Here is a 20,037-nt window from a genome sequence, read left to right as displayed (position 1 = left end):
CTCCGGCTTTCTCAGCGGGCCGCCTCGAACCTCACGGGGTCGCCTCGAAGTCGGTGCAGAGCCAGCGCACGCCCCGCCGCTCCAGTCTCAGCGCCAGCCCCCGCGACCGGTCGCCGCAGTTCACCAGGACGCACATCTCCACCACCCCGTCTCCGGGCTGGGACACGTGGGGCCGGCCGACCAGCGGTGGCCCGGAACAGTTGATGATCTTTCCGCTCCTGGCCAGCTCGGCGCCGGCCCGGTCGGTCAGGTGCGAGAGGACACTCGAAGGGGCCCGCCTGCCCGCCAGCACCTCGGCGACGGCCTGGCCGAGGGCCCGCAGCCGGCGCTCGTCCGGAATCGCGCCCGGCGGCCCCCAGATCAGGGCGTGCCCCGCCTCGGTCTCGACCGGCGCGGGGTCGAAGGCGAGGGCGAGCGCCCCCTGCACGTACGGCGGGCCGCCGGGCCCGGCCGGAATCGACGGAACGCCCGGGAACGGCCGCTCGTCGTCGTAGGGCGGTTCGGCCGTGGGGGAGGAGGCGAGGCGGGGCAGCGGCACCGGCCGTGGGGGGCGTGGCATGGACGGACTCCGGCGGTCGTCGGCGGAACGGACACAGCTATGAGTTTCCGGTCCACCGTCCAGATACGCCGATCGCCAGCTTCCGGCGGCACCCCGGTGTTTTACCCCGATAGGGGAGGGAAGATCGGTCCAAGCTGGATTGGTTCCGGCCGGTGACCGGACGGGTTACGGTGCCGGTCCCCCTCACCCGGGGCGTGGCCGGAACACGGCTCACCGGGCGGGGTCGGCCCGCTCAGGGGGTGGGCGGCCGGGCGGTGGCCGTACTGGACGGCGGGTCGGCCTCCTGGGGCTCGCGGCCGGGGGTGGCGAGGTTCAGCCTCCTGATCAGGAAGCTGAACACGGTGTAGTAGATCACCGCGTAGATCAGCCCCATCACCAGGATGATCGGGACGTTCCGGGCGTTGGGGGCGGTGCCGTACAGGCCGAGGTCGATCAGCCCGGAGGAGAAGCTGAAGGCGAGCTTGGCGCCCAGCGCGGAGGCGACCGCCAGGGAGATGCCGGTCAGCACGATGTGCACCACGAACAGGATCGGGGCCACGAAGACGAAGGCGAACTCGATCGGTTCGGTGATGCCGGTGAGGAAGGCGGTGAGCGCGCCGGAGATCATGATCGAGCCGACCGCGGTGCGGCGGTGCGGCGGCGCGGCCCGCCAGATGGCGATCGCCGCGGCGGGCAGGCCGAACATGAGGACCGGGTAGAGCCCGGCCTCGAAGCCGCCGTAGCCCACGGCGCCGTTGTTGAAGCAGACCAGGTCGCCGGCGAGCTGTTTGCCGCCCACCACGCAGCCCGGGACCTGGGTCCAGACCACGTTGTTGACGATGTGGTGCAGGCCCAGCGGGAGCAGCGCGCGGTTGGCCATGCCGTAGACGCCCGCGCCCACCGTGCTGTTGGCGGCGAGCCAGTTGCCGAACGCGCCGAGCCCGCTGCCGATGACGGGCCAGACGGCGCCGAAGATCACGCCGAGCACGAGCCCGGCGAACGCGGTGAGGACGGGCACCAGACGCCGGCCGCTGAAGAAGGCCAGCCAGGTCGGCAGCCTTGTCCGGTGGAAACGCTGCCAGAGCAGCGCGGAGACCAGGCCCATGACGATGCCGCCGAGCACCCGGGTGGGGTTCTGCGCGCCGAGGTTGAGCACCACGCCGGGGACGCCGGGGTGGGACCTGTCGAAGATCTCCGTGCTGATCGTCTTGCGGAGCCCGGCGTCGAACAGGTTGAAGAACATGGTCATGCTGACCGCGTGGAAGACGAGGTAGCCGACCAGCGCGGCGAGCGCGGTGGAGCCGTCGGACTTGCGGGCGAAGCCGATCGCCACGCCGACCGCGAACAGCAGGGCGAGGTTGTCGAAGAGGGTGCCGCCCGCCGTGCCGAGGATGTGCGCGACGTTGTCGAGCAGGACGTTGTCGGTCCGCCCCACCAGGTCGTCCTGCCCGAGCCGGAGCAGCAGGCCCGCGGCGGGCAGCACCGCGATCGGCAGCATGAGAGAGCGTCCCAGACGCTGTAGCACGGCCATCACGGCTGAGCCGGTCGGGGACGCGGCGGGGAGATCCGCGTCCGCTGAGAGGGAACTCATCGACTCTCCTTGAGCGTGGAGACCCCGGGCTTCAGCCGTGGGGAGGAAGTCAGCGAACTCCCCTCCGGAGGGGGAGGAGGTCAGGTACGGCGCACGGGTGTCTCCAGGGCCGTGCGGAGTTGGTAGCGGTCGGCACGGTAGGTGGATACCCCGAGTTCGGCGCAGACTCCCCCCGTGAACGAACGCCGCTGGAGCAGCAGGACCGCTCCGCCGCGTGGCAGCTTCAACAGGTCGGCGTCGCCCGGATCGGCGATGCCGCCGTCGATGGTGAGCTCACCGGCGTCGAGGATCAGGCCGTAACGGCTTTCGAGCAGGGCGTACAGCGAGCGGCCCGTCAGGTCGTGGGTGTCGAGGTCGGGTGCGAGGGAGACCGGGATGTGGGCCCGCTCGACGCACATGGGCTCGGCGGCGGCGGTGCGGAGCCGTTCGATGAAGTGGACCTCGTCCCCCGGCCGGATGCCGAGTTCCCTGGCGAGGTACGCGCTGGCCCTGACCACCCGGCGGTCCAGATCGCGGGAGCCGGGCTCCATGCCGCGGGCGCGCATCTCGTCGCTGAACGAGGTCAGCCGGAGGGCCATCTCGATCTTCGGACGGGCCACGAAGGTGCCCTTGCCCGCGACACGCTGCAACCTGCCCTCGGAGACCAGGTGGTCCACGGCCTGCCGTACCGTCATGCGGGACAGTCCGAAGCGCTGGCAGAGCTCGCGCTCGGAGGGAATCGCCGCCCCGATCGCCAGCTCGTCACCATCGACGAGGTCGAGCAGGATCTCCCTGAGCTGGAAGTACTTGGGCACCGGACTGTCGGGATCGATCTGGGCCACCGGATCCCTCCCCCTCTCGATCCGCGAAATGGAGATGAGTTATGGTTCGGCCTGTGGTCTAGTCCGGACTAGACCACAGGCCGGAAATGGGTGTCAATCTGCGGACCGGCGACGGATCGGTAACGGCCCGGCCGCCTCGATCCGAACGAAGGGCGGCGCGAGATGACGACCAGGATGCGCAGCGAGATCGCCGAGCAGCCCGCCGCGCTGCGAGCCACGCTGGACGCCCTCCTCCCCCGGATCGGGGAGGTGGAACGGCTCGCGAGCCGGACACGCCAGCTGTTGTTCATCGCCCGCGGCACCTCCGACAACGCCGCAGTCTACGGCCGTTATCTCGCGGAGGCACACACCGGACGCCTGGCCACGCTCGCGGCGCCCTCGATCGCCACCGCCTACCGGCGCAGGCTGGACCTCGACGGGGTGCTGGCCGTCGCGCTCTCCCAGTCGGGCAGGACCGAGGAGATCGTCGAGACCCTCGCCTGGGCCGGTGACTGCGGCGCCAGGACCGTGGCCATCACCAACGGCGGCGAGCGGAGCCCCCTCGCCCAGAGCGCCGACCTGGCCCTGTGCACACTCGCCGGTGAGGAGAAGGCCGTCCCCGCCACCAAGACCTACACCACCCAGCTCGCCGCGCTGGCCGTGCTCTGTCTCGGCCTGGGCGCCGACGTCGACCCCGCCGACCTGCGGCGGGTGCCGGACGCGGTGGAGAGGCTGATCTCCGATCCGGGAGACCTGGAGACGGTCGTCGAGGGGCTGGCCGACAAGCCGGGCGTGGTGGTCTCCGGCCGGGGCCTGGCCTTCTCCACCGCGCTGGAGCTGGCGCTCAAGCTCAAGGAGGCGTGCTACCTGCACGCCATGGGCCTGTCCTACGCCGACCTGCTGCACGGCCCGATCGCCGTGGTCGACCGGGACACCCCCGCCATCCTGGTCGCGGCGGCCGAGGGGCCGACGCTGGCCGGTACCGTGGCCCTCGCCGAGCGGGTCACCGGCGCGGGGGCCCAGGCCTTCACCGTCGGCGGAGGTCCCGCGCTCGCCGCGGTCTCCAGCGCCGCGTTGAACGGCCCCGACCTGCCCGAATGGGTCGCCCCGCTCGGCCTGATCGTCCCCGGGCAGCTGCTGACCGAGGCCCTCGCCCGCAGACTCGGGATCGATCCGGACGCGCCCCGAGGTCTCAACAAGGTGACACGGACCGACTGATCGCCCGGTCTCGTTTAGCCTGGTCACAGACCGATGACGACTGGAGGGCGATATGGCGGCTGACGCCGGCGCGATCATCGCGGGACTCGGTGGCGTGCAGAACATCATTGAGATCGAACCCTGCATCACCCGGCTCCGCACCGAGGTGCGCGACGCGGCCAAGGTCGATCAGGCGGCCCTCAGGGCGGCCGGCGCGCACGGGGTGATGACCGCGGGCAACGTCGTCCAGGTGGTCGTGGGTCCCGAGGCGGACACGATCGCCAGTGACATCGAGGACATCATCGGCTGAGAGTGCCGGGTACCCTCCCCGTTCCCCACGGTCCCCCACGCCACGGAGACGAGGATGGGGAGCGGGAGACGGGGGGAGTGATGACCACAGTTCTGGCCCCGGTCGCGGGGGCGGCCGTGGAGCTGGGAGCGGTGCCCGACCCGGTGTTCTCCGAAGGGCTGGTCGGGCCGGGGATGGCCGTCGAGCCGGTCAGGGGGCCGGGCCGGGCGGTCGCGCCCATCGCCGGTAGGATCGCCAAGCTGTACCCGCACGCGTTCGTCGTCGTCGGCGACGACGGCAGGGGGGTCCTGGTTCACCTGGGCGTCGACACCGTCCAGCTCAGGGGCGAGGGGTTCGAGCTGCTCGCGTCCGAGGGTGACCGGGTGAGCGCGGGTCAGCCCGTGGTCGCCTGGAACCCCGCCGAGGTCGAGGCGGGCGGTCGCTCGCCCATCTGCCCGGTGGTGGCGCTGGACGCGGCGCCGGCCGCCGTCACCACGCTCGCCGAGGGCGCGGTGCGTGCGGGGGACGAGCTCTTCCGCTGGATATGAGCCCGGTCGGCGGGGTGGCCGGGTACGGCCCGCCGGTCGGGAGGTTCCCGTCGGCGGCCGGCCGGACCGTCCGTCGATCCGGCCCGCTCCGTCGTCTTCGAAGATTCGATCGCCGGGATTGCGGCGGCCAAGGCCGTGGGTATGACACGCGTGGGTCCGGCGACGACCCACGCGGGCACGGAGCCCGGCCGAAGCGGATCTCGTGGTCACCGGCCCGACATGGGGCGAGTGGCCTCCATCCACCATCCAACGGGCCCGGAGGTCTGGACCACCGGGCCGATCCCTCAGGAGGAACACGTGGCCGAGCGCCAAGTCACCGTCGAGTCCGAGGTCGGTCTGCACGCCCGCCCCGCCGCGACGTTCGTGCGGACCGCGGCCAAGGCGCCCCTGGAGATCACCGTCGCGAAGGGGGACGGCCTGCCGGTGAACGCCAAGAGCATCCTCGCGGTCCTCTCGCTCGACGTCCGGCAGGGGGACACCGTGGTGATCAAGGCCGAGGGTGAGGGTGCCGACCGGTTGCTGGACGAGCTCGCCCTCATCGCGTCGGCGCCGTGAGCGTCGGCGCGGTGAACACGCTCTCGGGGGTGGGGGTGAGCCCGGGGGTCGGGTTCGGGCCCGGGTACGTCGTCTCGCGTGAGGTCCCCGCGCCCGAGTCCGGTGCCCGCCACGACGGGGACGCCGGGGCGGAGCGCGCCAGGGCCGTCGGGGCGCTGGAGCGGGTCGCCGGCGGCCTGGAGTGGCGGGGGGCGCGGGCCGCCGGCCCGGCCCGGGAGATCCTGGGGGCGCAGGCGCTGATGGCGCGCGACCCGGGCCTGGCCGTCGAGGTGGCCGAGCTGGTCGACGGGGGTGCCACCGCCGCCCGAGCGGTCTACGAGGCGTTCGGCCGGTACCGCGAGCTGATCGTCGGAGCCGGGGGATACCTCGGGGAGCGCGCCGCGGACCTGGACGACGTCAGGGACCGGGTCGTCGCGGTGCTGGAGGGCCTGCCGGTGCCGGGCCTGCCGTCCCACGCGGCGCGGCCGTACGTTCTCATCGCCCGTGACCTGGCGCCGGCCGACACCGCGACGCTGTCCAGGGACGTGGTGGCCGCCTTCGTCACAGAGCAGGGCGGCCCGACCAGCCACACCGCGATCCTCGCCCGGGCGATGGGTGTGCCGGCCGTCGTGGCCTGCCCGGGGGCGACCTCGATCAAGCCGGGCACGCCGGTGCTGGTGGACGGTGCCTCCGGCCGGGTGAGGGCCGCGCCCTCGGACGACGAGGTGGCCACGGTGACGCGGGCCGCCGCGGTCGGGGAGGCCGTGCTCGCCGCCGCGACCGGACCGGGGGCGACCGCCGACGGGCACGCCGTGCCGCTGCTGGCCAACATCGGCGGGCCGCGCGACGTGCGGGACGCGCTGAAGTACGGTGCCGAGGGCATCGGGCTCTACCGGACCGAGTTCCTCTTCCTGAACCGGACCACGCCGCCGTCCGAGGAGGAGCAGGTGGCGGCCTACCTGGAGGTGCTCGACGCCTTCCCCGGCGGCCGGGTGGTGGTGCGGACGCTCGACGCGGGGGCGGACAAGCCGCTGGCCTTCCTGCCGCAGGATGAGGAGCCGAATCCGGCGCTGGGGCAGCGCGGCATCCGCCTCTTCCAGAAATATCCGGAAATCGCGAGCGGGCAGCTCGGAGCCCTGGCCCGCGCCGCCTCCTGGTCCTCGGCCAGGCTCCAGGTGATGGCCCCGATGGTGGCCGTCGCCGAGGAGGTCGCCTGGTACGCGGCGGCCTGCAAGGACGCGGGGCTGTCGTCCGCGGGGGCGATGATCGAGATCCCCTCGGCCGCCCTGCGCGCCTCCGACCTGGCCGCGGAGGCGGACTTCCTGTCGATAGGGACCAACGACCTGGCCCAGTACACCTTCGCCGCCGACCGCCGGCTGGGCGCGCTGATCACGTTGCAGGACTCCTGGCAGCCCGCGCTGCTCGACATGATCGCCCTGGCCGTGGCGGGCGCCGCCGAGCGCGGCAGGCCGTGCGGGGTCTGCGGGGAGGCGGCGGCCGATCCGGCCCTCGCCTGTGTGCTGGTCGGGCTCGGCGTCACCTCGCTGTCGATGGCGTCCCCCTCACTGCCCGCCGTACGGGCCGCGCTGTCGCGGCACACCCGCGAGCAGTGCCTGCTGGCCGCCCGGGCCGCGCGCGCCGCGCACTCCGCGCAGGAGGCGTGCGCCGCGGCCCGCTCGCATCTGCCGGACCTGGACGCGCCGGCCCGCTGAGGGCCGACCGGCCCGGCCCTCGGTCCTCCGGCCCTTCGAGAGGCTGTCCATCCGGGGCCGAGGGCATGGGGTGATGCGGAGGGGCAGGGTGGGGTCGCAGGCGGGGCCGCGGCGGGCGGGGGCGGTGGGATACGGCGTGTCCACTCGCCCACGCGGATAGCGTGGGGCCCATGGTTCGGTGCATTCGTACGACGGGTCTTGTGGTGGTCGCGACGGTGGTGGCCGGATGTGCCGCCCCGGGGGCGACCACGCCGGCCGGGTCCGTCTCGGGGGAGCGCCCCTCGGTGAGCACGGCTCCGGCTGAGTCCCCCCGGCCTGTGACGCCTCCGGAGGCGACCCCGGAGGCGACCCCGGCGACCTCCGCTCCGCCCGAGGTGGAGGCGGTGCTCGCACGGATGAGCGTGGAGGAGAAGGTCGGCCAGCTCTTCATGCCGGTGCTGTACGGCCCGGCGGCGGACACCTCGTCGGGGGAGAACCAGGCGCGGTTCGGCGTGGACACCCCGGCCAAGGCGGTCGCGAAGTACCGGCCGGGCGGGGTGATCCTGTTCCCCTGGGCGGACAACGTCAAGAACGTCCGTCAGGTCGTGGCGCTGACCAACGGGCTGCAGGAGGCGTCCCCCGAGATCCCGCTGCTGATCGGCGCCGACCAGGAGAACGGCAGGGTCTCCCGCCTCGCGCCGCTGGTCACCGACCTGCCCGGCGCCTCGACCATCGGCGCGGTCGGAGACCCCTCGCTGGCCCGCAAGGCCGCCAGGGTGACGGGCGTCGAGTTGAGGGCTCTGGGCGTCAACCTCGACTTCGCCCCGGTCGCCGACGTGAACATCAACCCGCGTAACCCGGTGATCGGGCCCCGCGCCTACGGCTCCGACCCGAGGAAGGTGGCGTCGATGGTCGCCGCCGCGGTCAAGGGCTTCCACGACGCCGGGGTCGCCTCCACGGCCAAGCACTTTCCCGGCCACGGCGACACCAACGTGGACAGTCACACCGGGCTGCCGGTGATCCGGCATTCCCGGTCACAGTGGGAGAAGCTGGACGCGCCGCCGTTCGCCGCCGCCATCGGGGGGAACATCGACGCGATCATGAGCGCCCACGTGGTCATGCCCAGGCTCGACCCGTCCGGTGATCCGGCCACGCTCTCCAAGCCGATCCTGACCGGGCTGCTGCGCCAGAGGCTCGGCTTCGACGGGGTCGTCTCGACCGACGCGCTCGACATGGCCGGGGTGCGCAAGAAGTACGGCGACGGCCAGGTGGCCGTGCGTGCCGTCCAGGCCGGGGTGGACCTGCTGCTGATGCCGCCGGACTACCCCAAGGCGTACCAGGCGGTGCTGGCCGCGGTGCGATCCGGGAAGATCTCCACCGGGCGGCTCGACCAGTCCGTCCGGCGGCTGCTGAAGCTCAAGGCCGCCAGGGGGTTGCTGAGGAGGGCCCCGGTCGCGGACGCGGACCGGGCCGAGCGGGTGCTGCGCTCTCCGGAGCATCGCGGGGTCGCCCGGCTCATCAACGACCGGGCCCCCTGACGGGGGTCAGGAGGGCTGGAGGCCGCCGCGCCGGATCATCGAGAGCACGAGCGACTGGACGATGCGCATGACGATGGCTTCGAGCAGGAGGACGGTCGCCCTGGTGAGCACCGAGGCCAAGAATCCGGACATAGCAACCTCACATTGATAAATCACTCTTATTGTGATGATTGCGGACAAATCTATACGAAGCGACGATGTCAGGTTGCTGTTTGGTTAACGTTCGATGACGTTCCACGGGTCAGCGGCTCGACCGCCACCCCGATGAGCGTGGTGACGCAGGCGCTTCCGAGCGCGATGCCCCAGCCGACCGGCCCGAGGGGACGGCAGCCGAAGAACCCGCAGAGACCGGGCAGGGAGACGCTCGCGCCCAGCACGGCGAGGGAGGTGAGCACCGCCAGCGCGACCACCCGATCCCGGCCGCCCGCGACCAGGGTCTGGAACAGCTGCGCCGACACCAGCGCCACCAGTCCGACGGTGTTCGCCCGGCTCCGCGTGCCGGTGACCCGCCCGATCGACCAGGCCGCGCCGGCCGCGGCCGCCGTGGTGGCGGCGCGCAGGTAGATGTCGCGGGTCAGGGAGGCGCCCAGCGAGGCCTCGGGACCCTCGGCGAGCAGCCGCTCCGGGCTGGTCGACGCCGGAGGCCGGACGGCCACCGCCATCGCGGGCAGCATGTCGGTGAGCAGGTTCACCAGGAGCAGCTGGCGGGCGTTCAGCACGTTCCTGCCGGTGAGCAGGCTGGAGCCGACCGCGAAGACGATCTCGCCGACGTTGCCGCCGAGCAGGATGCTCAGCGCGTCGCGGACCGAGCTCCACATGGCCCGGCCCTCGATGATCGCGTCGACGATCGTCTCGACACGGTCGTCGGTCACCACGACGTCGGCGGCGGCCCTGGCCGCCGGTGTGGCACGGGAGCCGAGGGCGATTCCCACGTCCGCGACGCGAATGGCCGGAGCGTCGTTGGCGCCGTCGCCGGTGACCGCCACGACCTTTCCGGAGCGGCGCAGGCAGGAGACGATCCTGACCTTGTGCGCCGGAGTGGTCCTGGCGAAGACCGTCACACCGGGCTCCGTCCCCGTCAGCTCCTCCGTCAGGGCCTCGTCGTCGAGCTCGTCCAGCTCGGGACCGGTCATGATCCGCCCGCCGTTCAGCACGCCCAGCTCCACGGCGATCGCCTCCGCGGTGCTCGGATGGTCGCCTGTGATCATGGCGACCCGGACCCCCGCCCGCATCAGGCGGCCGACGCTCTCGGCCGCCGTGGGCCGTACCGGGTCGGTCAGGCAGAGGAAGCCCAGGAAGGTCAGCCCCTCTATGCGGGACTCGTCGAGGTCACGGCGGTCGGAGGCGGGACGCTCCGCCACCGCCAGCACCCGGAAGCCCTGCTGGGCGAGCCGGTCCACCTCCTTTTCGAGCTCCGCCCTGAAGGGGTCGGTGAGCGAGATCGTCTCCTCGTCGCGCAGGAGGTTCGAGCAGCGGGTGAGCACGGCCTCCGGGGCGCCCTTGACGCTCAGCACATGCTCCGCCGACCCCAGCCCGAGCACCGCGTGATAGCCGCGCCCCGGTTCGAAGGGCATCTCGTCGACCCGCCGCCAGGTGCCCAGCCCCTCCTCGGGCGTCACCCGCAGCCGCCCGGCGCCGTCCACCACGGCGCGGTCCGTGGGGTGCGGGATGGCCCGGCCCCGGCCGTACCGGGGGCTCGCGCGCAGCCCGGCGGCCACCACCCGCCTCAGCTCCGGCGGCAGCGCCTCGGCGGGATGCTCGATGTGCCCGTCCGAGACGTACCGCAGGCTGATGCGCCCCTCGGTCAGCGTCCCCGTCTTGTCGAAGCAGAGCACGTTCACCCGGCCGAGGGCCTCGATCGTGGAGGGGTTGGGCACGAGGGTGTTCCTGGTCGACAGCCGTCTGGCCGCGGCCAGCTCGGCGACCGAGGCGACGAAGGGCAACCCCTCGGGCACCGAGGCGACGGCCAGGCTCACCGCCGGCGCGAGCGCCTCCGACATCGACCTGCCGCGCAGCAGGTCCGCGGCCAGCAGGACGAGGCCCGAGCCGATCGCGACCGGCAGGACCCGCCGGTTCAGCGCCCGCAGCCGGAGCTGAACGCCGGTCGGCGGGCGCCGCTCCGAGGCGAACCTGGCGGTGCGCGCCGCCTCGGTCGCCTCTCCCGCGGCCACGACCACGGCGAGCCCGTGACCGGCCGCCACCGTCGTGCCCTGGTAGACCATCGAACTGCGCTCGGCGACGGCGGCGGCGCTGACCGGGGCCGGTGACTTCGTGACGAGCATGGACTCGCCGGTCAGCCCGGCCTCGTCGACCTCCAGTCCCATCGCGGTGAGCACGCGGCAGTCGGCCGGTACGGCGTCGCCCGCCCGCAACTCGATGACGTCCCCCGGTACGAGATCGTCGGCGGTCGCCCCCGTGCCCGTCCCCCCGGGTGTCCCCGAGGTCGCCTCCGTCCCCGTCCCCGTCCCCGTCCCCACGCTCGTCTCGGTGGCCTTGTGGGGATCCGCCCCGTCCGGGCGGCGCAGCCGTACGCGGTCCGCGACCGTCTCGGTGAGGCGGTGGAGCGCCCGGTCCGCCGCGAACCGCTGGCCCCCGCCGATGAGCGCGTTGATCACCACGACCGCGGCTATCAGCACCCCGTCCGAGACCGAGCCGACCAGGGCCGACACGCCCGCCCCCGCCCCCAGCACCGGGGTCAGCGGGTTGGCCAGCTCCGCCACGGACGTGCGGAACAGCGAGTCGGCGCCGTCCGGCGTCCCGGCGGGCCGCGCCGTCCTGCGCTTGGCGGCGTCCGCCTCGGTGATCCCGCTGGGCGACGAGCCGAGCCGGGACAGCACGTCCTCGACCGGCATGGCGTGCCAGGGGGTGGGATCGGCGCTGACCGGGGGCGCCTCGTCGCCGGCGTTACGGCCCGCCCACTCACCCATGGCGATCGCGGCCAGCGCGGTGCCGTCGTTCACCAGCTGCGCCCTGCGTACCGTCGCGGAGCGGGGGGCGGTGGCCGTCAGCGCGGCCCCGGCGGCGGCTCCCGCCACGCTGAGCCGTACGCACCGCTCGCTCGTCCGCCTCGCCGGTGCCAGGCAGCTCAGCAGCAGGTGGACCGTGTCGAGCTCGCCGATGACGTCCGCGTCCCATGGCACCCGTCCCGGCAGGGACGGCACGCCGATGCCCAGATCCGCCTGGGCCAGCGCGGAGGTGGAGCGTTCCGAGACCATGGCCACCCCGTGACCGTCGGCCTGGAGCGCTTGAATCCAGGTGGCCAGCCGATTACCGCCCGGCACGATCCTGTCGGCGCCCAGCCGTGGGCCGAGCCCTGGGTTCTCTCCGGCCAGGACCACGGCGCAGGTGCCCCTCACCGCCGCGACCAGGGCGTCGGCCAGCGGGTGGACCTCAGGCGCCAGACCGGCCAGGGCGACCACGACCCCCCGCCTCGTCACGACCAGGGGGCGCAGGCCCCGGGCCCGCCACTCCTCGGCGTCGGCCGGGCCGAGCCCGGTCGGCGCCGCCGGATCGGCCGGTGGCTCGGTCACCCACATGCCGCGCTCCCGCCGCGTGGCGGGAGCGTCGAAGTCGATCAGACTGTAGAGCAGGGCGTGCAGTTCGTCGGCGGCCACGTCCTCGGCGAGGGGCACCACGCGGTCGATCGTCCAGGAGCCCGTGCCGAGCAGGCCCGCGTCCAGGACGACCGTGTCGATGCCGTCCATGCGGCGCAGCGCGTCGCTGTTGAGCACGACCGCGCCACGCCGTGCCAGAGCACGCCCGACCGCGCTGGCGAAGGCCTCGCGGCCGACCTTCGCGGCCTTGGGCGTCGCCGCGACCATCATGGCGAGCCCCCGTCGCCGGCTGCCGCTGAACACCCGCGTCAGCGCGGAGGTGCCCAGCGCCGTCGGGCTCACGGTGCGCTCGAACCGCTCCACCGGGCTGTGGGCCATGGGGGCCGGGCGCGGCCTCTTGGCCGTCCGGGTGTGGCGGTAGGCGCCCTTCGTGGCGGCCAGGTCCCGCGCGTGAGCCTCCCACGCCTGCCGTGACTCACGGGCCTCCACGTATCTACCGGCCGCGGAGACGGACTGCACCAGCAGCCCCAGCGGGCGCAGCGCGAGCGTGTGGGTGACGATGTTCGCCGTGGTGAACAGGGTGCCGGTGGCCTGGTGGCCGATCCGGCGCTCCAGCCCGGCACGGACCGCCGGGGTGGATTCCGCCAGGTGCAGCAGGGTGGGGACGGCGGGGGAGAGCGCCGGTAGGTGCGCCAGCCGCCCGGCCAACGCCAGACCTGTTCCGATCAGGCTCGCGCCGAGCCGGATGCCGGCGCGCGTGTGCTGCTCCACCAGTGTGGAGATGGACGGGCCCGGAGCCTGCTCGCCGGTGGCGCCGTCCTCCTCGCCGTCGAGCTCGTCGATGATCGACAGGAGTCCGTCCAGGTCGACCGAGTCGCTGTCGCCCCCCACGAAGACGGCGCCGAGGGCACCGTTGACCTCCACCCGCTCGACCCCGTCCAGCACGAGCAGCAGCTCTTCGAGCCGCCGGGCCGGCCGCTCGGTGCCCGGACCGCCGATCACACGCAGGTCGACGTGGAATCCACCGGAACAGGCCCGTACCGCGCGGGGACGCGGCAGCACGTTCCGGACGGCGCCGGGCACGACCTCCCACAGCGTTTCGGCGGAGAGCGTGAGCACACGCGACAGGAACATTCGGTTCTCCAGCAGAAGGGAAACATTCGGGCAGGGCCGGGGTGGCAGCGGGCGCAGCACACCCCGACACCTCTCCGAGCGGGCACGTCACCGTGCCCGCGATCAACGGGACGCGCCCGCGTGGTCCGTGACGCCCGCTGTCCGGGAGACCGGCCGCGTGGGGCGATCCTTCCGCCGGGCACGCTGGGCGATCATCGTGCCGATCCCGATGGCGGCTGCCACCGGCCACTCGATCAGCCCCACCACCGCGAGCGCGCCGAGGCCTCCGTAGTAGACCATGCGCTCAGCCGGTGGCAGGAACGACTTGGCGACGTCGACCGCCTGGCCGGCCTCCTGCCGGTTGACGTGCGGCAGATGAAGGTGCGGAGGCCGTAGCTGGACGGTCAGCATGGGCAGGTTCAGCGTGAGCGAGGCGCCGTCGTGCCCGTTCTCCGCGAACCGCTGCTCCGCGGCCGTGCGTGTGGCGACCGTCCCCGCCGGAGGCTTCTGCGCGGTGGGCCTCTCGGCCTTGCGCGCGGTGTTCCGCTGCTGTGCGGTGGTGGCCCGTTGACGTGTGGTGGCCCTCTGCTGCGCGGTGGTCGCCCGCCGGGTCGTGGTCCGTGCCGCGCTCCGTGCCGTACCCGTGACCGCCCTGGCCGCTCCGGCCGTGGCCTTCTTCGCGGCGGCCGCCCCCGCCCTCGCCGCCCCGGTGGCGGTCTTCTTCGCCGCGGCGGCTCCGGTGGCGGCCTTCCGGGCGGTGGTCGTCCCGGTGGCGGTCTTTCTCGCGGTGGCCGCTCCGGCCGTGGCCTTCTTCGTGGTGGCCGTCCCGGCCCTGGCCGAGGCCGCCCCCGCGGTGGTCTTCCTCGCGGTGGTCGTCCTGGCGGTCGCCTTTCCCGCGGTGGTCTTTCCGGCCGCGGCCGTTCCGGCGGCGACTCTTCTCGCGGTGGCCGTTCCGGCGCCGGCCTTCTCCGTCCCGGCCGTCTTGGCCGTGGTTCTCCGCGTGGCCGGCTTCCGAGCCGTGGATCTCGGCTCGGCGGACGTGGTGGACTTCGACGTCGTACGGCCGCGCCTCTCGCGAACCGTCTGACTTACGGTCATGGCCCCTCCTCACAGGAGTCGAGGAATCGGTTCAAGTGGTGCCCGTGAGCGGTGTGAACCACCTCTCACGTGCTGTTCTCTGGCTTTGGGGCCATCTTCATAATCTTCCTCGAACCGGAGTCCTGAAACTCGTCCCAACCTTAGAATCGGACACAGAGGCAGAAAACTCTCTCTCTTTGAGTGTCTGATCCCATACGGAACGTCACCGTAAAGGAGGGCGGAACAGTAGGCGGGGAACCGCCCGGAGAGCTGTCGCCGGAAGCGGTCGGGGCCACGGCCGGAAGCGGGCACCGGCCGGTGAGAAGGGGCCAAGGCCGAGGCCGGTCAGGGGACGGCGAAAGTGTGGGGAAGAGGCCGAAAAAGCGCCGCCGGGGCGGCCGGGAGGAGAGGCGGGGGCCGGATGATCAGGAGAGGTAGGGCTTGAGCTCGCGGCGGGCCACGGCGCGGATGTGCACCTCGTCGGGGCCGTCGAAGATGCGCATCGCGCGGGCCTGGGCGTACATCATGGCGAGCGGGACGTCGTCGCAGACCCCCATGCCACCGTGGACCTGGATGGCGCGGTCGATGACCTCGCAGGCCATCCGGGGGGCGACGACCTTGATGGCCGAGATCTCGGCCGCGGCGGCCTTGGCGCCGACGGTGTCGATCAGCCAGGCGGCCTTCAGGGTGAGCAGCCGGGCCTGCTCGATGGCCACCCGGGACTCGGCGATCTGCTGCTGCACGACGCCCTGCTGGGCGAGGGTCTTGCCGAAGGCCACGCGGTTGGCGGCGCGGACGCACATCAGCTCCAGGGCGCGCTCGGCCATGCCGACGGCACGCATGCAGTGGTGGATCCGCCCGGGGCCCAGACGGGCCTGGGCGATGCGGAAGCCGTCGCCCTCCTTCGCGATCAGGTTCGAGGCGGGCACCCGTACGTCGGTGAAGACGATCTCGGAGTGGCCGTGCTGCTCCTGGTATCCGAAGATCGGCAGATGGCGGACCACCTCCACGCCCGGGGTGTCCATCGGGACCAGGATCATCGACTGCCGGCGGTGCGCGGGCGCGTCGGGGTCGGTCTTGCCCATCACGACCATGATCTCGCAGCGCGGATCGGCCGCGCCGGTGATGAACCACTTACGGCCGTTGATCACGTACTCGGCGCCGTCACGGGTGATGGAGGTGGAGATGTTGGTCGCGTCGCTGGAGGCCACCCCGGGCTCGGTCATCGCGAACGCCGAGCGGATCTCACCGGCGAGCAACGGCTCAAGCCAGCGGGACCGCTGCTCGGGCGAACCGAACATGTGCAGGAGTTCCATGTTCCCGGTGTCCGGAGCGGCACAGTTCAGCGCCTCGGGGGCCAGATCGATGGAACGGCCCGTGACCTCGGCCAGGCTGGCGTAGTCGAGCACCGACATGCCCGACTCATCGGGCAGAAACAGGTTCCACAGACCGCGCGAGCGGGCCTCGGACTTGAGCTCCTCGACGACCGGGGGAAGATCGTGGTTGTGGTGCCCCCTGGTCAGCCGCCACTCGTGGTAGATCGGCTCCGCCGGATATACATGGGAGGCCATGAAGTCGATCAGGTTGGCGAGGTATTCCTCCGCCTTGGTGCTGAGCGCGAAGTCCATGGCCGCCAGTTTCGCACCACCCCTGGCCGGGGTGCTCATCGGCCATGCCTAACCTGTAACGGGTTTCATGAAGGAGACGAGATGTACAAGGGCGTGCTGATCGACTGGGCCGGGGTGCTCACCACGAGCATGTCCGAGGCGATCGCCGAATGGATCGTCGCCGACCGGATCAACGCCGTCCGCTACCACGAGGTGATGCGCGAACTCATCGCCCACGCCTACCGGGGCTCGGAGCAAGGAGAGAACGGCATCCACGCGCTGGAGCGCGGCGAGATCTCCGGGCTGGAGTTCGAGCGCGACCTGGCCGCCAGGCTGGTCACCGTGGACGGTGTGCCGCCGATCGCCGAAGGGCTGCTGACCAGGATGTTCGCCGGGTTCCAGCGGGTCGAGCCGATGTACGGCATGCTCCGCGAGGCCCGTGCCGCCGGGCTGCGGACCTGCCTGCTCTCCAACTCGTGGGACAACGAGTATCCCCGCCACGACTGGGAGGACCTCTTCGACGCGGTCGTGATCTCGGGGGAGGTCGGCATGCGCAAGCCGGAGCCGAGGATCTTCGAGCACGCGCTCGGCGAGGTGGGCCTGACCGGGCCCGAGTGCGTGTTCATCGACGACATCGAGGCCAACATCACGGCCGCTCGCGCCTTCGGCATCGTCGGCGTGCACCACCGCGACCCCGACCTGACCATCACCGAGCTGGAGGGGCTCTTCGGCATGCCGCTGCGCTGACCCTCCAGGCTTCTCGCGGCGGAGTCCGCAGGGCTGGCACACTCGATGGGTGATCGGCGCCGAACCGGCGCCGATGTCGGAGAAACAGATCGAGGCATCGATGCGCGTCTACCTGCCGTGCACGCTCCCGGCGCTGGCCCGCGTGGTCACCGTGGGGGAGCTCGGCCCGGCCCCGCTGACCGGCTACGCGGTGACCCCCGCGTTGACCGAGTGGTACGCCTCGGGTGACACCGAGGAACTGGAGTACGTCGCCCTGACCGAGGCGGCCAGGGCTTCCCTGCGAATGCTGGCCGACGACCGGGCCGACGGGATCGAGGCGCCCGCCCGCCGGGTGGTGATCGCCGCCGACGTGGCCGACACGGACGTGACCGTCGGCGCCGACCTGGAGGAACGCGCCCGGGTCCGGCTGGCCGCCGCGGTCCCGCTGAGCAAGGTCGCCGCGGTCCACGTGGACGAGGTGGCCGCGATGGAGGACGTCGAGGCCGCCGTCGCCGCGCTGCCCGCAGCCGACCGGGGCGACGACGACGCCCGGTTCGCCGTGGACGGCGCCGAGGCCAACGAGCTGCTCTGGTACGCCACCCAGGAGATATCAGACCTGATCGGCTGAGGGGCCCCGGACCCGCCTCACGGGTGTTCACGCCGTGGGGCGGGCTGGTTACCCTTGAGGACGACATGAGACACATCGTTTGGGACTGGAACGGCACCCTCTTCCACGACATCGACGCCGTGGTGGGCGCGACCAACGCGGTCTTCGAGCCCTACGGGCTCGGCTCCTACGACGTCGACGGCTTCCGCGCGGTCTACACCCGCCCGATCTGGGCGGCCTACGAGCGCATGCTCGGCCGCTCGCTCCTCGACGGCGAGTGGGAGAGACTGGACGTCGGCTTCCACGACAACTACCACCGGCTGATGCTGGAGTGCGGCCTCGCCGCTGACGCGCTCTCCGCGCTGGAGGCATGGCGGGCGGCGGAGGGCGGGCAGTCGCTGCTCTCCATGTGGGCGCACGAACGGCTGGTGCCCAAGGTCGCCGAGTTCGGCATCGACCACTACTTCACCCGGGTCGACGGGCTGCGCAGCGCCTCCGGAGGCCACAAGGCCGAGTCGATGGTGGAGCACATCGCGACACTGGGGGTGGACCCCGCCGACGTGCTCGTGATCGGCGACAGCGTGGACGACGCGCACGCCGCCCAGCACGTCGGGGCGCGGGCCGTCCTCTACACCGGTGGCATGACCAGCCGGACCGACCTCGCGGCGTTCGGCGTCCCGGTCGTGGACACCCTCGCCAACGCCCTCGACCACGCCTGACCCTCGACCGTGACGGTTTCGCCGTTGACGGCCGTCGGCGGGCGGCGGTAGCCGTACTCTGGGCATCCACCCCCATTTCCGGAGGCCACGATTAGCCGTCTCGTTCTCTGGAACGTCGATCTCACGCTGGTCGACGTGTCCATCGTCGCCCGCGAGGCGTACGCCGACGCCTTCCGCCAGGTCACCGGGCGCCCCCTGGTCAAGCTGACCCAGCACAACGGCCGCCCGGACTCGGAGATCGTCTTCGAGATGCTCGCCATCAACGGGATCGTCGCCGAGGACGCCCACCTCCCCAAGTTCCTGGACGCGCTGGCCGAGGCGTTCGGCGCCCGCCGCAAACGCCTGGCCAAGGAGGGGCGGATGATGTCCGGCGCGGTGGAGGCGCTCAAGGCCGTGGCGAGACTCGACGGCGCGGTTCAGTCGGTGCTCACCGGCACCATCAAGGGCAACGCCGTGCACAAGCTGACCGCCTTCGGCCTCGACAGGCACATCGACTTCGAGGTGGGCGGATACGGCGAGGAGGTCTACCCCAAGGCCACCCTGCTCCAGGTCGCCCAGGGCCGGGCCGGGAAGAAGTACGGCGCGATCTTCGACGGGAGCAACACCGTGATGATCGGCGACTCGGCCAGGGACGTCCAGGCCGCCAAGATCGCCGGAGCGTCGATGATCGCGGTGGCGTCCGGCCGCTCCCTCCCGGCCGCCCTCCGCGACGCGGGCGCCGACGTGATCCTCCCCGACCTCTCCAACCCGTCCGAGGTCGTCGCCGCCGTCGCCGGCCTCACCACCCCGGCCCGAGCCCGGCAGAGCTGACGCCCCCCGTTCACACCCCGAACCCGCCATTCCCTAGTGGGCCGTTCAGGCTGGAAGGTTCCATCTCGGCCCGTCAGGGTCGCCCAGCCAGACGTACTGGCGGTTTTCACGTCGCTGAGGGTCGGCTGCCTTGGTGCTGGTTGTGCTGGTTGTGCTGGTTGTGCTGGTAGGGGGGTGGGTGGCGGGGGCCGCCGGGTGGTGGGTGGTGGAGTTCGGTCTGCTGGATGAGGTTGATGAGGTCGTGGGGGTTTCGGGTTTCGATGGGTTCGGGGTGGGTGGTGATCCAGCAGGGGAAGGCCCAGTAGCGGCGGGCCCAGGGGCGCCAGAGGATGGCCCAGCCGGGGTTGCGGGCCTCCAGGTCGCGGGCGGTGTCGGCCGAGCCGGGCCCGAGGCCCGAACCAGGGGCGGGGCCGGGGGTGAGGTCGGGGCCGTGACTGGGGGTGGGGGTGTCGGGGGCGGGCATGGCCTCTCCGGTGATCGGGCGGGGGCTGGTTTTCTGTGGGGTGGTGGGGTGGTGCGGGCCGGTTGAGTGCCACCCCTGGGACCGGCCCGCACCTGTTCTTTCCGCGTGTCCCGTCCTTTCGGTGTCCCTGGGGCGCGCGGAAAGGGGGCGCGGCGACGGTGGTGGGAGGTGGCCCCCCACTGGGCCGGTTTCCCGCCGGGCCGCCGCGCCGGTCTTATCGCGTGGGGTTCGCCGTCGTGCCGGTCGTGTGGGTCGTGGTGAGGCGGTTGGCGATGTGGACGGCGATCTGGTCGACCTGGGTGGCGGGGGCGTGTTCGGCGCGTTCGCCGGGGTGGGCGGACCAGAAGAAGGTGTGGCCGGTGGGGTCGGTCCAGATGGTGAGGTCGTTTTTGACGTGCAGGCGGGGCAGGCCGTCGTCGTAGGCGGTGGAGGTGTGGACGCCGTTGTGGTGCAGGGCCTGTTGCAGGCGGCCGACGGCTGCGACGGCGGTGGCGCGCGGCCGGTGGAGGGCCGCGTGGGGTGGGGCTGCCGGGGGAAGTGGGAAGGGGATCACGGTCGGCTCCTTTGCCGATGCGGTGAGGGCTGAGCGGTGGTGCTGGGGGTGAGGGGCGGTCGGCTTCGTTGCCGATGGGGGG

Annotated in this window: 21 protein-coding genes; 12 read left to right on the top strand and 9 right to left on the bottom strand. The window is 72.5% G+C overall.

Features of this window, described 5'->3' with window-relative positions:
• Nucleotides 1-31: 31 nt before the first annotated feature.
• The 3 genes from ACWEF2_RS15845 to ACWEF2_RS15835 form a co-directional block, all read right to left on the bottom strand.
• A complete protein-coding gene (locus ACWEF2_RS15845) occupies nucleotides 32-559 on the bottom strand; it encodes an Rv3235 family protein (RefSeq protein WP_453815759.1) in 528 nt (175 codons plus the stop codon).
• 232 nt (nucleotides 560-791) lie between these two features.
• Nucleotides 792-2,129 carry a PTS transporter subunit EIIC gene (locus ACWEF2_RS15840; protein ID WP_453815757.1) on the bottom strand — a complete coding sequence of 446 codons (1,338 nt, stop codon included), beginning with the start codon at nucleotides 2,127-2,129 and terminating at the stop codon, nucleotides 792-794.
• Nucleotides 2,130-2,209: 80 nt separating this feature from the next.
• Nucleotides 2,210-2,950: a GntR family transcriptional regulator gene (locus ACWEF2_RS15835; protein ID WP_453815755.1), complete on the bottom strand. Its 741-nt coding sequence runs from the start codon at nucleotides 2,948-2,950 to the stop codon at nucleotides 2,210-2,212.
• A gap of 162 nt (nucleotides 2,951-3,112) precedes the next feature.
• On the opposite strand from ACWEF2_RS15835, the gene ACWEF2_RS15830 reads away from it, so the two are divergent.
• From ACWEF2_RS15830 to ACWEF2_RS15805, 6 genes are all read left to right on the top strand, one after another.
• Nucleotides 3,113-4,147: an SIS domain-containing protein gene (locus ACWEF2_RS15830; protein WP_453815753.1), complete on the top strand. Its 1,035-nt coding sequence runs from the start codon at nucleotides 3,113-3,115 to the stop codon at nucleotides 4,145-4,147.
• Between the two features lie 52 nt (nucleotides 4,148-4,199).
• A complete protein-coding gene (locus ACWEF2_RS15825; protein ID WP_355591994.1) occupies nucleotides 4,200-4,436 on the top strand; it encodes a glucose PTS transporter subunit EIIB in 237 nt (78 codons plus the stop codon).
• Nucleotides 4,437-4,516: 80 nt separating this feature from the next.
• Nucleotides 4,517-4,963 carry a PTS sugar transporter subunit IIA gene (locus ACWEF2_RS15820; RefSeq protein ID WP_453815751.1) on the top strand — a complete coding sequence of 149 codons (447 nt, stop codon included), beginning with the start codon at nucleotides 4,517-4,519 and terminating at the stop codon, nucleotides 4,961-4,963.
• A gap of 297 nt (nucleotides 4,964-5,260) precedes the next feature.
• Nucleotides 5,261-5,518: an HPr family phosphocarrier protein gene (locus ACWEF2_RS15815; protein ID WP_453815749.1), complete on the top strand. Its 258-nt coding sequence runs from the start codon at nucleotides 5,261-5,263 to the stop codon at nucleotides 5,516-5,518.
• Between the two features lie 11 nt (nucleotides 5,519-5,529).
• Nucleotides 5,530-7,209, top strand: a complete 1,680-nt coding sequence (gene ptsP / locus ACWEF2_RS15810; RefSeq protein ID WP_453815747.1) for a phosphoenolpyruvate--protein phosphotransferase — start codon at nucleotides 5,530-5,532, stop codon at nucleotides 7,207-7,209.
• A 170-nt stretch (nucleotides 7,210-7,379) separates the two neighbouring features.
• Entirely contained in the window at nucleotides 7,380-8,726 is a 1,347-nt protein-coding gene (locus tag ACWEF2_RS15805; RefSeq protein WP_453815745.1) for a glycoside hydrolase family 3 N-terminal domain-containing protein, read from the top strand.
• Nucleotides 8,727-8,732: 6 nt separating this feature from the next.
• Here ACWEF2_RS15805 and ACWEF2_RS15800 read toward each other — a convergent pair whose 3' ends face one another.
• The 3 genes from ACWEF2_RS15800 to ACWEF2_RS15790 form a co-directional block, all read right to left on the bottom strand.
• Nucleotides 8,733-8,858, bottom strand: coding sequence for a hypothetical protein (locus ACWEF2_RS15800; RefSeq protein ID WP_453815743.1), 126 nt, complete (start codon nucleotides 8,856-8,858; stop codon nucleotides 8,733-8,735).
• A 68-nt stretch (nucleotides 8,859-8,926) separates the two neighbouring features.
• Entirely contained in the window at nucleotides 8,927-13,414 is a 4,488-nt protein-coding gene (locus ACWEF2_RS15795; protein ID WP_453815741.1) for an HAD-IC family P-type ATPase, read from the bottom strand.
• Between the two features lie 102 nt (nucleotides 13,415-13,516).
• Nucleotides 13,517-13,804, bottom strand: coding sequence for a hypothetical protein (locus tag ACWEF2_RS15790; protein ID WP_453815739.1), 288 nt, complete (start codon nucleotides 13,802-13,804; stop codon nucleotides 13,517-13,519).
• On the opposite strand from ACWEF2_RS15790, the gene ACWEF2_RS15785 reads away from it, so the two are divergent.
• A complete protein-coding gene (locus ACWEF2_RS15785) occupies nucleotides 13,803-13,964 on the top strand; it encodes a hypothetical protein (protein ID WP_453815737.1) in 162 nt (53 codons plus the stop codon). The genes ACWEF2_RS15790 and ACWEF2_RS15785 overlap by 2 nt on opposite strands.
• Before the next feature lie 3 nt (nucleotides 13,965-13,967).
• Nucleotides 13,968-14,480 (top strand): hypothetical protein, encoded by a 513-nt coding sequence (locus tag ACWEF2_RS15780; RefSeq protein ID WP_453815736.1) that lies wholly within the window; start codon nucleotides 13,968-13,970, stop codon nucleotides 14,478-14,480.
• Nucleotides 14,481-14,895: 415 nt separating this feature from the next.
• Here ACWEF2_RS15780 and ACWEF2_RS15775 read toward each other — a convergent pair whose 3' ends face one another.
• Nucleotides 14,896-16,098: an acyl-CoA dehydrogenase family protein gene (locus tag ACWEF2_RS15775; protein WP_453815893.1), complete on the bottom strand. Its 1,203-nt coding sequence runs from the start codon at nucleotides 16,096-16,098 to the stop codon at nucleotides 14,896-14,898.
• An 81-nt stretch (nucleotides 16,099-16,179) separates the two neighbouring features.
• Here ACWEF2_RS15775 and ACWEF2_RS15770 point away from each other — a divergent pair, with 81 nt between their 5' ends.
• The 4 genes from ACWEF2_RS15770 (at nucleotide 16,180) to ACWEF2_RS15755 (ending at nucleotide 18,939) form a co-directional block, all read left to right on the top strand.
• On the top strand, nucleotides 16,180-16,824 hold the full coding sequence (locus ACWEF2_RS15770) for an HAD family hydrolase (RefSeq protein ID WP_453815734.1): 645 nt from the start codon (nucleotides 16,180-16,182) through the stop codon (nucleotides 16,822-16,824).
• Between the two features lie 100 nt (nucleotides 16,825-16,924).
• The gene (locus ACWEF2_RS15765) at nucleotides 16,925-17,431 is read left to right on the top strand and encodes a DUF6912 family protein (protein WP_453815891.1); all 507 of its coding nucleotides are present in this window, start codon (nucleotides 16,925-16,927) and stop codon (nucleotides 17,429-17,431) included.
• Nucleotides 17,432-17,496: 65 nt separating this feature from the next.
• Entirely contained in the window at nucleotides 17,497-18,129 is a 633-nt protein-coding gene (locus ACWEF2_RS15760) for an HAD family hydrolase (RefSeq protein WP_453815732.1), read from the top strand.
• A 90-nt stretch (nucleotides 18,130-18,219) separates the two neighbouring features.
• Nucleotides 18,220-18,939, top strand: a complete 720-nt coding sequence (locus tag ACWEF2_RS15755) for an HAD family hydrolase (RefSeq protein WP_453815889.1) — start codon at nucleotides 18,220-18,222, stop codon at nucleotides 18,937-18,939.
• Between the two features lie 106 nt (nucleotides 18,940-19,045).
• Here ACWEF2_RS15755 and ACWEF2_RS15750 read toward each other — a convergent pair whose 3' ends face one another.
• The gene (locus tag ACWEF2_RS15750; protein ID WP_453815731.1) at nucleotides 19,046-19,402 is read right to left on the bottom strand and encodes a hypothetical protein; all 357 of its coding nucleotides are present in this window, start codon (nucleotides 19,400-19,402) and stop codon (nucleotides 19,046-19,048) included.
• Between the two features lie 214 nt (nucleotides 19,403-19,616).
• Complete coding sequence (locus tag ACWEF2_RS15745) at nucleotides 19,617-19,955, bottom strand: hypothetical protein (protein WP_453815730.1); 339 nt, start codon at nucleotides 19,953-19,955, stop codon at nucleotides 19,617-19,619.
• Nucleotides 19,956-20,037: the final 82 nt, after the last annotated feature.

Source organism: Streptosporangium sp. NPDC004631 (genome assembly GCF_053601935.1).
The sequence above is the reverse complement of the archived record's forward strand: the minus strand, read 5'-3'. Positions and strand labels throughout refer to the sequence as shown.

Coding starts and splice junctions, on each gene's coding strand:
- ACWEF2_RS15845 (WP_453815759.1), bottom strand. CDS start 559: ATGCCACGCCCCCCACGGCCGGTGCCGCTGCCCCGCCTCGCCTCCTCC.
- ACWEF2_RS15840 (WP_453815757.1), bottom strand. CDS start 2,129: ATGAGTTCCCTCTCAGCGGACGCGGATCTCCCCGCCGCGTCCCCGACC.
- ACWEF2_RS15830 (WP_453815753.1), top strand. CDS start 3,113: ATGACGACCAGGATGCGCAGCGAGATCGCCGAGCAGCCCGCCGCGCTG.
- ACWEF2_RS15825 (WP_355591994.1), top strand. CDS start 4,200: ATGGCGGCTGACGCCGGCGCGATCATCGCGGGACTCGGTGGCGTGCAG.
- ACWEF2_RS15820 (WP_453815751.1), top strand. CDS start 4,517: ATGACCACAGTTCTGGCCCCGGTCGCGGGGGCGGCCGTGGAGCTGGGA.
- ACWEF2_RS15805 (WP_453815745.1), top strand. CDS start 7,380: ATGGTTCGGTGCATTCGTACGACGGGTCTTGTGGTGGTCGCGACGGTG.
- ACWEF2_RS15800 (WP_453815743.1), bottom strand. CDS start 8,858: ATGTCCGGATTCTTGGCCTCGGTGCTCACCAGGGCGACCGTCCTCCTG.
- ACWEF2_RS15795 (WP_453815741.1), bottom strand. CDS start 13,414: ATGTTCCTGTCGCGTGTGCTCACGCTCTCCGCCGAAACGCTGTGGGAG.
- ACWEF2_RS15785 (WP_453815737.1), top strand. CDS start 13,803: ATGGGCAGGTTCAGCGTGAGCGAGGCGCCGTCGTGCCCGTTCTCCGCG.
- ACWEF2_RS15790 (WP_453815739.1), bottom strand. CDS start 13,804: ATGCTGACCGTCCAGCTACGGCCTCCGCACCTTCATCTGCCGCACGTC.
- ACWEF2_RS15775 (WP_453815893.1), bottom strand. CDS start 16,098: ATGGACTTCGCGCTCAGCACCAAGGCGGAGGAATACCTCGCCAACCTG.
- ACWEF2_RS15770 (WP_453815734.1), top strand. CDS start 16,180: ATGTACAAGGGCGTGCTGATCGACTGGGCCGGGGTGCTCACCACGAGC.
- ACWEF2_RS15765 (WP_453815891.1), top strand. CDS start 16,925: ATGCGCGTCTACCTGCCGTGCACGCTCCCGGCGCTGGCCCGCGTGGTC.
- ACWEF2_RS15760 (WP_453815732.1), top strand. CDS start 17,497: ATGAGACACATCGTTTGGGACTGGAACGGCACCCTCTTCCACGACATC.
- ACWEF2_RS15750 (WP_453815731.1), bottom strand. CDS start 19,402: ATGCCCGCCCCCGACACCCCCACCCCCAGTCACGGCCCCGACCTCACC.